Raw genomic sequence first — 12,677 nt, 5'->3', positions numbered from 1 at the left:
GGCTATGCGGAGGATTTGCTAACGAAAAGCAGGTGAAAAAGATGCGTCAAGACGGCAGTGCCGAAGTTATCAGTGTGCTTCCCTAGTGTTTGAGAAGAAAGGCAGGACAACGATGGAGCGTAAAGAGGCTCTTTATGAGGGGAAAGCAAAGATCATCTATGCCACGGACAATCCGAATGAGTACCTTGTCTACTACAAGGACGACGCGACGGCGGGGAACGGTGCCAAGCGCGGTACGATCGTGGGCAAGGGAATCATGAACAACAAGATGTCGGCATTCTTCTTCGACCTGCTGGCGAAGGAGGGCATCGCTCATCACTATATCTCCATGCCGAGCGATCGTGAGATGCTCGTGAAGAAGCTCACGATTATTCCGCTTGAGGTCATCATCCGCAACGTGGCGGCCGGCTCACTCGCCAAGCGTCTTGGGCTCGAGGAAGGCGTTCCGATGCCGTTCCCGGTCATCGAGTACTGCTACAAGAACGACGATCTCGGCGATCCGATGCTCAACCGCTATCATATCCGCGCCATGAAGATCGCGACGGATGCGGAACTGGACGAGATCGAACGCATGTCGCTGAAGATCAACGATATCCTCACGAAGTTCCTCAAGTCTAAGAAGGTGGATCTCATTGACTTCAAGCTGGAGTTCGGCAGGGATGCTGACGGGAAGATCATCCTCGCCGATGAGATCTCACCGGATAACTGCCGCTTCTGGGACAGCGACACGAAGGAGAAACTGGATAAGGATCGTTTCCGCCGTGACCTTGGCAACGTAGAGGATGCCTATAAGGAGATGCTCCACAGGCTGACGGGAGAAGCATAAGAGCGATGTACGAGAAACTGCCAAAGTGGAAGGAAGAGTGCGGCATCTACGGCGTGTATTCTCCGACGGAGGATGTGTCCGAGATGACCTATCTCGGCCTCTTTGCGCTCCAGCATCGCGGGCAGGAGAGTGCGGGTATTGCGTTGACGGACGGTGCGTGGATTGACGTCAAAAAAGGCATGGGGCTGGTAACTGAGGTGTTTCGCTCGGAACTGCCTCATCTTGACCATGCCAAAATTGCCATCGGCCATGTGCGCTATGCGACGACGGGGTTCAGCCTTGCGGCGAATGCACAGCCGCTGCGCGTCAACTATGCGGGCGGTGCACTGGCACTGGCACATAACGGTGACCTCACCAATGCCGCATTGCTTCGACGCGGCCTCGAGAGTAAGGGTACCGTATTCCAGACAACCATCGACTCGGAGGTCTTTGTCCATCTGATTGCACGCTCACAGAAGATGACCATCGAGGAGCGTATTTTGGAGACTGTACAGGAAGTGCGCGGCGCATTCTGCCTGACCATTATGACAGAGAACAAGCTCATCGGTGTGCGCGATCCGCAGGGCTTTCGTCCGCTCTGCATTGGACGGACGACAGAGGGAGGCTGGGTGTTGTCCTCTGAGACCTGTGCTCTTGAGGTTAACGGAGCTGCGTTTGTGCGTGACGTACTGCCGGGCGAGATGGTTGTCATAGAGTGCGGTTCACTCAAGTCCTATCGTTTTTCCAATGGGCAGGATGTTGCCTCCTGCATCTTTGAGTATATTTATTTCGCCCGTCCCGACTCGATCATCGACGGACAGAGTGTCCATGCGGCACGCTTCGAGATGGGACGGGTTCTTGCACGTGAATCCGGCTTTCGCGGCGATGTCGTCATCTCCGTGCCCGACTCAGGGACAACGGCGGCGACAGGATTTGCCTACGAGGCGGGTATCCCGTTTGCCGAGGGACTCATCAAGAACCGCTACATCGGGCGGACGTTCATCCAGCCGACGCAGAAGCAGCGCGATACGGCAGTCAAATTGAAACTGAGCCCGGTGCGCTCCGTTGTCGAGGGAAAGTCCGTCATCATGGTGGATGACTCCATCGTGCGCGGCACGACAAGCGGTAAGATCGTACGACTCCTGCGCAACGCTGGGGCGCGTGAGATCCATGTCTGCATCAGCAGCCCGCCGATCACCGATCCCTGCTACTACGGCATCGATACGTCGGTGCGCAAGGAGCTGATCTCAGCGACGAAGAGTCTCGAGGAGATTCGCAATTTTATCGGGGCAGATTCCCTTCACTTCATCTCCATCGAGGGGCTGAGGACGTGTGTTCCTGTCCTCAATCCGGACCACATGTGCTATGCATGCTTTAACAACCAGTACCCGGTTCCAGAGGAGGATGCCGCACTTGACGTGGACGACGCGATCACGCGTGAGCAGCAGCGGCTTGCACAGCGTGAAAGGGGGATGTAAGTGTCCATGAAAAAAATGACCTATCGTGATGCGGGTGTCGACATCGATGCGGGCAACGAATCCGTATCGCTGATCAAAGACAGCGTACGTGCAACCTATCGTCCGGAGGTGCTCGGTGATCTGGGCGGCTTCGGCGGTCTGTTTGCCCTGCGCGCGCAGGACTATCGTGAACCCGTGCTCGTTTCCGGAACGGATGGGGTCGGGACCAAGCTGCGGCTTGCTTTCCTGTTGAATCGGCATGATACCATTGGGCAGGATGCCGTGGCGATGTGTGTCAACGACATCCTCGTGCAGGGGGCAGAGCCTCTGTTTTTTCTTGACTACCTCGCCGTCGGCAAACTTGAGCCGACGCAGGTTGCCGACGTGGTCTCCGGCGTTGCCCGTGCCTGCAAGGAATCCGGCTGTGCGCTCATCGGCGGTGAGACGGCGGAAATGGCAGGGTTCTACCCCGTGGGTGAGTACGATATCGCGGGGTTCGCCGTCGGTGTCGTCGAGCGCGAACGGCTCATTACGAGTGCGCGTGTGAAGGCGGGGGATGTCCTGCTCGGACTGCCTTCCTCGGGCGTGCATTCCAACGGCTACTCTCTCGTGCGCAAGATTGTCTTTGAACACAAGGGCTTTCACGGTGATGAATACATGGAGGAACTGGGACGCACCATCGGCGAGGAGCTGCTGACACCGACGCGTCTCTATCCGCAGGTCTGCCTGCCGCTGATTCGTGACTTTGATCTTCACGGTATGGTGCACATCACGGGCGGCGGATTCTATGAAAACATTCCGCGTGCCCTCCCCGAGGGGATGGGCGCGGAGGTCAATGCAGCCGCGTGGGAGATGCCCGCGGTCTTTCGTCTCATCCAGGAGTGGGGCAACGTCGACTGGGCGGAGATGTACCGCACGTTCAACATGGGGATCGGAATGGTGCTCATTGCCTCCGAGGAGGAGGCGGCGCGCATCGAGGCACGTCTCGATGCGCAGCATGAGGCAGTCTTCCGGATCGGACGCGTGACCGAGGGCACACATGAGGCGACGATCAAGGGCGGTGTCTTTGATGCCTAAGGAAAAGATTGGAGTGCTCTGCTCAGGGCGCGGGTCTAACCTTGCGTCCATCATCGATGCCGTGGAGCGCGGGGACATCTGTGCGGAGATTGCCGTCGTACTGGCAGACAAGGCGGAGGCCTATGCGCTCACGCGCGCGCGGGAACATGGCATCCCTGCCGCTGCCGTTGTGCGCAAAGAGTATGCTGAACGCGAGGACTTTGAGCGTGTACTGCTCGAACACCTGCATGCGCACGGAGTCACACTCGTCGTGCTGGCAGGGTTTATGCGGATCCTGTCGCCATTCTTCGTGCGTGCCTATGCGGGATGCATCCTCAATATCCACCCCGCACTGCTGCCAAGTTTCCCTGGGGCACATGCCCATCGGGATGCATTGGCCTACGGGGTGAAGGTCAGCGGATGTACGGTGCACTTTGTGGATGAGGGGACGGACTCCGGCCCCATCATTCTCCAGGCAGCTGTGCCTGTAGCAGAAGGGGATACGGAGGACAGCCTTGCCGCACGCGTTCTAAAGGAGGAACATCGGATCTTTCCTGCAGCAATTCGACTCTATGTCGATGGCAGACTTCGTACAGACGGCAGACAGGTACACATCCTGCCCCCTGCCGAAGGAGGAGCATTATGAAGATAAAACGTGCCCTGATCAGCGTATCCGATAAGAGTGGTGTCGTCGAATTCGCACGGACACTGCAGAAGGCAGGCATTGAGATCGTCTCTACGGGCGGGACGATGAAGGCACTGCGTGAGGCGGGGATTCCCGTTATCTACGTCAGTGATGTCACGGGTTTTCCCGAGATTATGGATGGCCGCGTCAAGACCTTGAATCCCCTCGTGCACGGCGGGATTCTTGCTGTGCGCGGCAATCCGGAGCACGAGAAGGCACTGAGGGAGCTGAAGATCACACCGATTGATCTCGTTGTCGTCAATCTCTATCCGTTTGTGGAGACCGTGGCGAAACCTGACGTTACACTTGCCGAGGCGGTCGAGCAGATCGACATTGGCGGTCCCGCGATGATTCGTGCCGCAGCGAAGAACTTTAAGTTCGTCACCGTCATTACCAATCCGTCGCGCTATGCAGAGATCGCCGCGATGATCGAAAAAGACGGTGCGGTGGACGGCATGACGCGGATGCGTCTGGCGCAGGAGGCATTTGCTCATACGGCAGAGTATGACCGTGCCATCGGAGCATATCTCTCACAGCAGATAGAAAAATGAGGAAGACGACGTGAATATTCTTGTCATCGGCTCGGGCGGGCGCGAGCACGCTCTGTATTGGAAACTCTCGGAAAGCCCGCAGACGGAGCAGATTTACGCCATCCCCGGCAATCCCGGCATGGACGCGTCGGCGGCGCTTGCACTTGACGATCATGCGGAGATCCTGCGCTTTGTCAAGGAGAAAGATATCGGACTTGTCGTCGTTGGTCCCGAGGTGCCGCTGATGAATGGGCTGGTGGATGAGCTCGAGGAGGCAGGGATCCGTGCCTTTGGACCGCGCGCGAATGCGGCGGAGATCGAGGGCTCGAAGTCATTCGCTAAGGATCTCATGAAAAAGTACGGGATACCGACGGCACGCTATGAGGTCTTTACTGCGGCAGAGCCAGCACGCGCCTACATCCGTCAGGAGGGCGCACCCATCGTCGTCAAGGCGGATGGCCTTGCAGCAGGCAAGGGCGTTATCGTCGCCATGACGGAGCAGGAGGCGCTCAATGCCGTTGATGCCATCATGGAGGATCACTCTTTCGGCGATGCGGGTGCACGCGTCGTCATTGAGGAATTTATGGAGGGAGAGGAGGCATCGCTCCTCGCTTTTACCGATGGGATGACGATTCGTCCGATGATCAGCGCACAGGATCACAAGCGTGCTTATGACGGGGACCGTGGACCAAATACAGGCGGTATGGGTACCTATGCACCTGCACCGGTCATGACGCCGGAGATGACGAAGCGTGCCGTGGAGGAAATCCTAGAGCCCACCATTGCCGCCATGGCGCAGGAGGGGCGTACCTATCGCGGCTGTCTCTATCTTGGACTGATGGTGACGGCGGACGGGCCAAAGGTTGTGGAGTTCAACGCACGGTTTGGTGATCCCGAGACGCAAGTAGTGCTTCCGCTTCTCGACAGCGATCTTGTGGAAATCATGTGTGCCTGCACGAATGAAACTCTTGCAGATGTTTCCATCCGTTGGAAGGACGGTACGGCTGTGTGTGTCGTGCTTGCCTCGGGGGGCTATCCGGGTGCCTATAAGAAAGGGCAGGAGATTATAGGGATCGCCGACGCTGAGGCGATGGGCGCGCTCGTCTTCCATGCCGGAACGGCGATGAAAGATGGAAAACTCGTCACAAACGGCGGCCGCGTGCTCGGTGTAGTCGGGCGCGGCGCAGATATATCCTCCGCTGTCGATGCCGCCTATGCTGCTGCAGAGAAGATTTCCTTCAAGGATGCCTACTATCGCAAGGATATTGCACATCGCGCACTTGCTCGGTGAGACCATAGGAAAAGAGCTTGCCAAATGACGGCAAGCTCTTTTCCTATGGGTGTATACTGTTATTGAAGGGCTTCCTTTAAGGTCTCCATATTCCTCTTCATCGTGTCGATGTAGGCGTTCTTTGCTGCAGAAGTCGCTTCGCCTGTGACAACAGGGTCAAGGGTGTAGATCTTTGCGCCGGTCTCGCGCGCAATCGTCTCTGCGGCGGCAGGAGAGTACTGTGGTTCGGTAAAGAGCACCTTAGATGGGAGCGCATTCACCTGCGCGATGGTTTCCTGCAGTTCGCTCGGCGTCGGCTCTGTTCCCGGCTCGCGCTCGACGACGGCAATGATGTTCAGATGGAACTCTTTTGCGAAGTAGGGAAATGCCTCGTGGAACGTCACGATATCCTTGTGCGGAACATTGTCAAGCGCGGCGTGCATCTCCGTTTTCAATGCTGTGAGCTTTTCAATGTAGGAAGCAGCATTTTTTTCGTAGGCATCCGCATGGGCGGGATCGGCTTCCTTTAGCTGATCGGCAATGTTGCGCACCTGAGCAATGGCATCGGTGACACTCAGCCAGACGTGGGGATTGTCACCTTCCTCATCATGGATGAGTTCGATCCCGCGTGAGGCATCGATGACCTTCATTTGTTTTTGTGCGCTCGTCACCTTGTCCATGAAGTCCTCCATGCCGGCACCGTTGATGATGAAGGCATCGGCATGTTCGAGTGTTTTCATGTCCTCGGTCATGAGTTGGTAGTCGTGCAGGCATCCTGTCTGCGGTTTCGTCATATTGGTGACTTCCACACCGTCTACGCCGTCTGTGATGTTGATGGCTGCTATATACATGGGATAGAACGAGGTGACGATGCGGAACGGTTTCTCCGCTTTCTTCTCCGCGGATTGCTGTGATCCGCCGCAGCCGAGGAGCGCTGTCGTGAGGAGGACGAGCAGGAGAGATAGGATTTTTGTGGTCATTTTCATGAATATTGCTCCTTAAAAACTGAACATTTGCTAGATTGGTGAAACGACGATAGGAAGATGATACGCCATGGTGAGATAGATTGTCAATAGGCAAGGCATAAAATATAGAAAATTTTTATCAATAGATACTATGTATAAATAAATGTTCAGATGAGTATAAAATGAAGATAGGGCTCAAGCCTTATTTTGTGAAAATTTGATTACAAGATTGACACGAATTATCCCTATGGAGTATAATGACAGAGCATCATTTTGAGATGCGAAATACTCCGCGCGTGGAGGGAGGGGAAATGCATGGCAAATGAAATCAAGGTCGGCAAGAATGAGTCGATCGACAGTGCTCTCCGCCGCTTTAAGCGTATGTCACAGAAGGCCGGTACTCTTGCCGAAGTTCGAAAGCGTGAACATTACGAGAAACCGAGCGTTCGCCGCAAGAAGAAGTCTGAGGCGGCACGCAAACGCAAATACAGGGGCTGACTGCATAAGGCATCCGCGGCGCAGTGCTGCGGATGTTTTTCTTTTTATAGGAAAGGATGAAAGCAATGTCACTCATGGAAAAGCTTACGGCAGATATGAAGGAAGCCATGAAGCGGGGCGAGAAGGACCGCCTTTCCGTCATTCGCATGGTGCGAGGTGCGGTGCGTCAGGCAGAGATCGATGGGAAGAAGACACTCACAGATGATGAGGTGATCGGCGTCATCTCCAAGGAAGTGAAAATGCGCCGCGATTCCATTGAGGAGTTCGCACGCGGCAAGCGCGATGATCTCGTTGCCAAGACCAAGGCGGAGATTGATGTTTTGATGCCTTATCTCCCTACACAGCTCAGTATCGATGAGGTGAAGAAGCTCGTGGCGGATGCTGTCGCCGAAGTCGGTGCAGTGACGGCAAAGGACATGGGCAAGGTAATGGGGGTCCTCATGCCGCGCGTCAAAGGGCGTGCTGATGGGAAACTCATCAATGAAGCTGTTCGTGCACATTTGAAGTAATCTCCTTTTCAGAACACATCCCCGCATTTTCCTTTGACAAAGGAGCGGGGATTTTTATATAATTGAATGAGAATAAATTTTTGCATAGGAATGAACAAGGAGATACAGATGACAGAAAAGGATAAGCGGGGCGGAAAAACTGATCGGCCGATGGCGCGTGAAGAGGCTCTTGAGAACGCACTGCGTAATATCGAGAAGGCCCACGGCAAGGGAGCGATCATGCGCCTTGGTGAAGCCAAGGCAAATATGAACATCGAGGTGATCTCCACAGGGATTCTTCCGCTTGACATCGCGCTCGGTGTTGGAGGAATCCCGCGCGGACGCATTATCGAGGTCTTTGGACCTGAGTCCTCCGGCAAGACGACCGTCGCACTGCACATGATTGCCGAGGCGCAGAAGGCAGGCGGTATTGCGGCATTCATTGATGCCGAGCATGCCCTCGATCCGGAATATGCCCGCAAACTTGGGGTCAACATCGAGGACCTTCTCGTCTCCCAGCCAGATACAGGTGAGCAGGCACTTGAGATTGTGGATGCGCTCGTGCACAGTGCTGCAATCGACATCATCGTCGTTGACTCGGTTGCCGCTCTTGTACCAAAGTCTGAAATCGACGGTGATATGGGGGCATCTGCCGTTGGTTTGCAGGCGCGTCTCATGAGCCAGGCAATGCGCAAGCTGACGGGCATCATCAGCAAGACGCGTACGGCTGCCGTATTCATCAACCAGCTGCGCGAGAAGATCGGCGTTACCTATGGGAATCCGGAGGTGACAACGGGCGGACGTGCGCTGAAGTTCTACGCATCAGTACGCATTGACGTGCGACGCGCCGACTCCATCAAACAGGGCACGGAATCACTGGGCAACCGCACGCGCGCGAGAATTGTCAAGAACAAGGTCGCGCCTCCGTTTAAGACGGCAGAGTTTGATATCATGTACGGTGAGGGAGTTTCGCGTCTCGGCAGCATCATTGATATGGGCGTCGAGCTGGATATTGTCGATAAGAGCGGCGCATGGTTTTCCTATGGGGGAACGCGTCTCGGACAGGGCAAGGAAAATGCAAAGGCAACTCTTGAGGAGAGACCGGAGATGATCACTGAGATCGAAGAAAAAATCCGTACGAAACTCCTTGCCGAGGGGGAAAAACCGAAGAAAAAAGGTACAGGAAAGAAGACTGCTCCATTTGAGGAGACAGCGCAGGATTTTGCCGATGTGTCCGATCGGGATCCCGCCATGGGAGCCGATGAATGACTGCTGCACGGAATGAAGCAGGGAACGGAAGTAAAAAGCGGGAAGAACGTACGGCGCTCATGGTGGCAGTGGATTATCTCGCACGTCAGGCACACAGTGAGAAAAGGCTGCGTGAGAAACTAATGCGAAAGGGCTTTTCGGCAGAGGAGGTCGATGCTGCGATTGCACGGCTGATCGAACGACATTACCTCGATGATGCTGATCTGTGTGCTCAGCAGTTTATGTATCTTTATCAGGAAAGCTGCAGCTCTGTGCGCCAGATTTGTGCAAAGCTCATGCAGCGCGGGTTTGACCATGATCTCGTGCGGAGCGTTGTTCCCGAGGATATCGATGAGCGTGAAGTGGCGGCAGCAGAGCGTGTCCTTGCCATGAAGTACAAAGCGAATGACAAGGCTCAGAAGATGATGACAAATCTCTACCAACGGGGATTTTCGGTCGATGTAGCACACAGTGCCGTTCGGGAGTTTAAAGATTCCTTTGCCGAGGATGCAGAAGAATAACGTGAGAAAGGGAACAATGATGAACAGACCCGATGCCGCAGAAATGATCTTAGTGTTGGACTTCGGCGGGCAGTACAATCAGCTGATCGCGCGCCGCGTGCGTGAAAATCACGTCTACTGTGAAGTGCATCCGCATACGCTTTCCGTGGAGCGCATCCGCGAACTTGCCCCGCGCGGGATTATTTTGACGGGCGGACCGAATAGTGTTTATGGGGAGAAGACAGTTACGGCATCGAAGGAGCTCTTCATGCTCGGCATCCCCGTGCTTGGGATCTGCTACGGGGCACAGCTGATCGCCTATCTATGCGGTGGGCATGTGGAGCCGGCACCGACGAGCGAGTATGGTCGGACAGAGGTGGAGGTCGTCGATGCCGATTCACCGCTCTTTGAAGGGATTCCACGCATGAATGTCTGCTGGATGAGCCATACGGACTACATCAGCGGACTGCCGAACGGATTCCACGTGACGGCACAGACGCCGGTCTGCCCCATCGCAGCGATGGAGAATCCTGCAGAGCGACTCTATGCCGTGCAGTTCCATCCCGAGGTGATGCACACAGAGCATGGAGCGGAGATGCTGCGCAGTTTCATTTACCGTGTCTGTGGATGTACGGGAACGTGGCGCATGGATTCTTTCGTTCAAACCGCTATTGAGGAACTGCGCCAAAAAATTGGCAGAGGACGAGCTCTCTGTGCTCTCTCGGGTGGTGTGGATTCTTCCGTTGCGGCAGTTCTCCTCTCCAAGGCAATTGGCAGTCAGCTTACCTGCGTCTTTGTCGACCACGGCCTCCTGCGAAAGAATGAGGGCGATGAGGTCGAGGCCGTCTTTGGGCGAGACGGCGTCTATGATGTCAACTTTATCCGCATCAATGCCCGTGATCGTTTTTATGCTCGCCTCAAAGGCGTGACAGAGCCGGAACAAAAACGTAAGATTATTGGGGAGGAGTTCATCCGTGTCTTTGAGGAAGCGGCACATGAGATTGGTGCGGTGGACTTCCTTGTGCAGGGGACGATCTATCCCGATGTCATTGAGAGCGGACTCGGGAAATCCGCCGTGATCAAGTCCCATCATAACGTCGGCGGACTGCCTGATCATGTGGACTTTAAGGAAATCGTCGAACCGCTGCGCCTCCTCTTTAAGGATGAAGTGCGTGCGGCGGGGCGTGAGCTCGGCATTCCGGACTATCTCGTCGACCGCCAGCCATTCCCGGGCCCTGGTCTCGGCATCCGCATCATCGGAGAGGTTACGGAGGAGAAGGTGCATATCGTTCAGGAGGCAGATGCCATCTATCGTGAGGAGATCGAGAAGGCGGGCATCCGCAGAAATCTCGGGCAATACTTCGCAGCTCTCACCAATATGCGTTCCGTTGGTGTCATGGGAGATGGACGTACGTACGATTACGCCATTGCCCTGCGCGCTGTTGAGACCAGCGACTTCATGACGGCGGAGTCTGCACAGCTTCCATGGGAACTCCTGGCGCACGTGACCACACGTATTGTCAATGAAGTTCGAGGCGTGAACCGCGTACTTTATGACTGCACAGGGAAGCCGCCGGGAACAATAGAATTTGAGTGAATCGTGTCCACCCATAAGATGGGTGGATATTTCCTTACAGGATGAACTTTGACAACGCGGCGGGAGGAAAATGCGTGCTCTGTTTTAAGGATATCTCTGTGGACTATGGGCGTGGGAACGATGCAGTTCATGCGCTTGCGGACGTGTCCGTACAGCTGGAGCACAGCGCAGTGCTCGCCCTGATCGGTGCATCGGGCTGCGGCAAGTCGACGCTCCTGCGCGTTGGTGCAGGACTTCTTCAGCCGACGTCGGGGCAGGTGACCTGCGGCGGTGCGCCCATTGATCCGCATGCGCTGCGGATCGGGTTTCTTCCGCAGAACTATGGGCTCCTTGCATGGAAAACAGTACGCGAAAATATCCTGCTTGCGGCAGAGATCAAGGGCATTCGCCGCGATGAAGATGCAGAGCGGCTGGATACGCTGGTTGATGAACTGGGACTTAGGGATTTGCTGGCACGTTATCCGCATGAGCTGTCGGGCGGACAGCAGCAGCGCGTCGGACTGGCGCGCGTATTCTTCCTCGCGCCCGACCTCCTGCTGATGGATGAGCCGTTCTCCGCGCTCGACGCGATCACGCGCGAGGCAATGCAGGAGGTGTTCCTCTCCCTCCGCAGGCAGTATGCGGTAACGACACTGCTCGTGACGCATTACGTGGAGGAGGCGCTGATGCTGGCCGACCGGATTGCCGTCATGCGCGGAAAACCCGGCCGCATCGTCGAAGTGATCGACAATGCGTTTGTCGGCGATACCGCGCGCCGCGGATCTCCGACGTTCTCCGCCATGGGGCAGACACTGCGCGAAAAGATTGCGGGGGAGGAGGCATGATGGAGAAAATCTCACTGCGGATGATCGCCGTCGGGATGCTCGTATGCCTTCTCCTTTGGGCGGGGGCAGCGGAGCTCTTTCAAAAGCCTGTGATCCCATCGCCCGTGCAGGTGTTTTTCCGATTGACGGCAACATTCACAGGGACGATTGCCATTCACGCGGCATACAGCCTGATGCGGATTGCTGTGGGCGTGCTTGTCGCCGTTGCTGTCGGCTATCCGCTCGGCATCCTGATGGGATATTTTCGGCGTGTCAATCATCTCCTCGCTCCGATCCTCTATCTAACCTACCCCATCCCGAAGATCGCACTCCTGCCCATCGTCATGCTGCTCTTTGGCGTCGGGGAGACGAGCAAGCTGCTGCTGGTCTTTCTCATCATCGTCTTTCAAGTGATCGTCACGGTACGTGATGCCGTCGCTGCGATTCCGCCGGCTACATATTTCCCGCTGCGCGTACTCGGCGCGTCGTTCGGACAGATGGTGCGCCACATCATCGTGCCCGCCTCGCTGCCGAAGTTCATCACGGCTGTGCGCGTGGCGATGGCAACGGCGATCTCCGTCCTCTTCTTTACGGAGACATTCGGCACACAGTACGGCATCGGCTACTACATCATGGACGCGTGGCTGCGCGTGAACTACCTCGATATGTACGCAGGCATCGTGGTGCTGAGCGCGATCGGGCTGCTGCTCTTCATCCTGCTCGATCTGGCAGAGCGTCGGCTGTGTGCGTGGAATCGGCAGTAGACGGTATTAGG

The 12,677-nt window shown here is 55.9% G+C and carries 14 protein-coding genes; 13 read left to right on the top strand and 1 reads right to left on the bottom strand.

Features of this window, described 5'->3' with window-relative positions:
• The first annotated feature begins 112 nt into the window (after positions 1-112).
• Genes purC through purD form a run of 6 tightly spaced genes read left to right on the top strand, consistent with a single transcriptional unit; the run spans position 113 to position 5,824 of the window.
• Positions 113-826: a phosphoribosylaminoimidazolesuccinocarboxamide synthase gene (gene purC / locus HMPREF0908_RS09650; protein ID WP_040572714.1), complete on the top strand. Its 714-nt coding sequence runs from the start codon at positions 113-115 to the stop codon at positions 824-826.
• A gap of 5 nt (positions 827-831) precedes the next feature.
• A complete protein-coding gene (gene purF, locus HMPREF0908_RS09645; RefSeq protein WP_006691308.1) occupies positions 832-2,283 on the top strand; it encodes an amidophosphoribosyltransferase in 1,452 nt (483 codons plus the stop codon).
• 6 nt (positions 2,284-2,289) lie between these two features.
• The gene (gene purM / locus HMPREF0908_RS09640) at positions 2,290-3,339 is read left to right on the top strand and encodes a phosphoribosylformylglycinamidine cyclo-ligase (RefSeq protein ID WP_006691307.1); all 1,050 of its coding nucleotides are present in this window, start codon (positions 2,290-2,292) and stop codon (positions 3,337-3,339) included.
• Positions 3,332-3,964 (top strand): phosphoribosylglycinamide formyltransferase, encoded by a 633-nt coding sequence (purN, locus tag HMPREF0908_RS09635; RefSeq protein ID WP_006691306.1) that lies wholly within the window; start codon positions 3,332-3,334, stop codon positions 3,962-3,964. The genes purM and purN overlap by 8 nt, the downstream gene beginning before the upstream one ends.
• The gene (locus HMPREF0908_RS09630) at positions 3,961-4,554 is read left to right on the top strand and encodes an IMP cyclohydrolase (RefSeq protein ID WP_006691305.1); all 594 of its coding nucleotides are present in this window, start codon (positions 3,961-3,963) and stop codon (positions 4,552-4,554) included. The genes purN and HMPREF0908_RS09630 overlap by 4 nt, the downstream gene beginning before the upstream one ends.
• Positions 4,555-4,564: 10 nt before the next feature.
• Positions 4,565-5,824 carry a phosphoribosylamine--glycine ligase gene (gene purD, locus HMPREF0908_RS09625; RefSeq protein ID WP_006691304.1) on the top strand — a complete coding sequence of 420 codons (1,260 nt, stop codon included), beginning with the start codon at positions 4,565-4,567 and terminating at the stop codon, positions 5,822-5,824.
• A gap of 59 nt (positions 5,825-5,883) precedes the next feature.
• Here the strand turns inward: purD and HMPREF0908_RS09620 are convergent, their stop codons facing one another.
• On the bottom strand, positions 5,884-6,789 hold the full coding sequence (locus tag HMPREF0908_RS09620; RefSeq protein ID WP_006691303.1) for a metal ABC transporter substrate-binding protein: 906 nt from the start codon (positions 6,787-6,789) through the stop codon (positions 5,884-5,886).
• 294 nt (positions 6,790-7,083) lie between these two features.
• Between HMPREF0908_RS09620 and rpsU the strand changes: the two genes are divergently transcribed.
• From rpsU to HMPREF0908_RS09585, 7 genes are all read left to right on the top strand, one after another.
• Positions 7,084-7,266 carry a 30S ribosomal protein S21 gene (gene rpsU, locus HMPREF0908_RS09615; protein WP_005841552.1) on the top strand — a complete coding sequence of 61 codons (183 nt, stop codon included), beginning with the start codon at positions 7,084-7,086 and terminating at the stop codon, positions 7,264-7,266.
• Between the two features lie 65 nt (positions 7,267-7,331).
• Positions 7,332-7,775 carry a GatB/YqeY domain-containing protein gene (locus HMPREF0908_RS09610; protein ID WP_040572713.1) on the top strand — a complete coding sequence of 148 codons (444 nt, stop codon included), beginning with the start codon at positions 7,332-7,334 and terminating at the stop codon, positions 7,773-7,775.
• 108 nt (positions 7,776-7,883) lie between these two features.
• Complete coding sequence (gene recA / locus HMPREF0908_RS09605) at positions 7,884-9,023, top strand: recombinase RecA (RefSeq protein ID WP_040572712.1); 1,140 nt, start codon at positions 7,884-7,886, stop codon at positions 9,021-9,023.
• Complete coding sequence (locus HMPREF0908_RS09600; RefSeq protein ID WP_006691300.1) at positions 9,020-9,523, top strand: regulatory protein RecX; 504 nt, start codon at positions 9,020-9,022, stop codon at positions 9,521-9,523. The genes recA and HMPREF0908_RS09600 overlap by 4 nt, the downstream gene beginning before the upstream one ends.
• 16 nt (positions 9,524-9,539) lie before the next feature.
• A complete protein-coding gene (gene guaA, locus HMPREF0908_RS09595) occupies positions 9,540-11,099 on the top strand; it encodes a glutamine-hydrolyzing GMP synthase (RefSeq protein WP_211204804.1) in 1,560 nt (519 codons plus the stop codon).
• Between the two features lie 41 nt (positions 11,100-11,140).
• Entirely contained in the window at positions 11,141-11,923 is a 783-nt protein-coding gene (locus HMPREF0908_RS09590; protein ID WP_006691298.1) for an ABC transporter ATP-binding protein, read from the top strand.
• A complete protein-coding gene (locus HMPREF0908_RS09585) occupies positions 11,920-12,666 on the top strand; it encodes an ABC transporter permease (RefSeq protein ID WP_006691297.1) in 747 nt (248 codons plus the stop codon). The genes HMPREF0908_RS09590 and HMPREF0908_RS09585 overlap by 4 nt, the downstream gene beginning before the upstream one ends.
• The last annotated feature ends 11 nt before the right edge of the window (positions 12,667-12,677 follow it).

This window comes from Centipeda flueggei ATCC 43531 (assembly GCF_000160695.1).
In the GTDB taxonomy this organism is placed as follows: domain Bacteria; phylum Bacillota; class Negativicutes; order Selenomonadales; family Selenomonadaceae; genus Centipeda; species Centipeda flueggei.
This window is presented reverse-complemented; position numbering and strand designations above follow the sequence as displayed.

What these genes read in the sequence shown, in the direction of transcription:
- purC (WP_040572714.1), top strand. Translation starts at nt 113, where the DNA reads ATGGAGCGTAAAGAGGCTCTTTATGAGGGGAAAGCAAAGATCATCTAT.
- purF (WP_006691308.1), top strand. Translation starts at nt 832, where the DNA reads ATGTACGAGAAACTGCCAAAGTGGAAGGAAGAGTGCGGCATCTACGGC.
- purM (WP_006691307.1), top strand. Translation starts at nt 2,290, where the DNA reads ATGAAAAAAATGACCTATCGTGATGCGGGTGTCGACATCGATGCGGGC.
- purN (WP_006691306.1), top strand. Translation starts at nt 3,332, where the DNA reads ATGCCTAAGGAAAAGATTGGAGTGCTCTGCTCAGGGCGCGGGTCTAAC.
- HMPREF0908_RS09630 (WP_006691305.1), top strand. Translation starts at nt 3,961, where the DNA reads ATGAAGATAAAACGTGCCCTGATCAGCGTATCCGATAAGAGTGGTGTC.
- HMPREF0908_RS09620 (WP_006691303.1), bottom strand. Translation starts at nt 6,789, where the DNA reads ATGAAAATGACCACAAAAATCCTATCTCTCCTGCTCGTCCTCCTCACG.
- rpsU (WP_005841552.1), top strand. Translation starts at nt 7,084, where the DNA reads ATGGCAAATGAAATCAAGGTCGGCAAGAATGAGTCGATCGACAGTGCT.
- HMPREF0908_RS09610 (WP_040572713.1), top strand. Translation starts at nt 7,332, where the DNA reads ATGTCACTCATGGAAAAGCTTACGGCAGATATGAAGGAAGCCATGAAG.
- recA (WP_040572712.1), top strand. Translation starts at nt 7,884, where the DNA reads ATGACAGAAAAGGATAAGCGGGGCGGAAAAACTGATCGGCCGATGGCG.
- HMPREF0908_RS09600 (WP_006691300.1), top strand. Translation starts at nt 9,020, where the DNA reads ATGACTGCTGCACGGAATGAAGCAGGGAACGGAAGTAAAAAGCGGGAA.
- guaA (WP_211204804.1), top strand. Translation starts at nt 9,540, where the DNA reads ATGATGAACAGACCCGATGCCGCAGAAATGATCTTAGTGTTGGACTTC.
- HMPREF0908_RS09590 (WP_006691298.1), top strand. Translation starts at nt 11,141, where the DNA reads ATGAACTTTGACAACGCGGCGGGAGGAAAATGCGTGCTCTGTTTTAAG.
- HMPREF0908_RS09585 (WP_006691297.1), top strand. Translation starts at nt 11,920, where the DNA reads ATGATGGAGAAAATCTCACTGCGGATGATCGCCGTCGGGATGCTCGTA.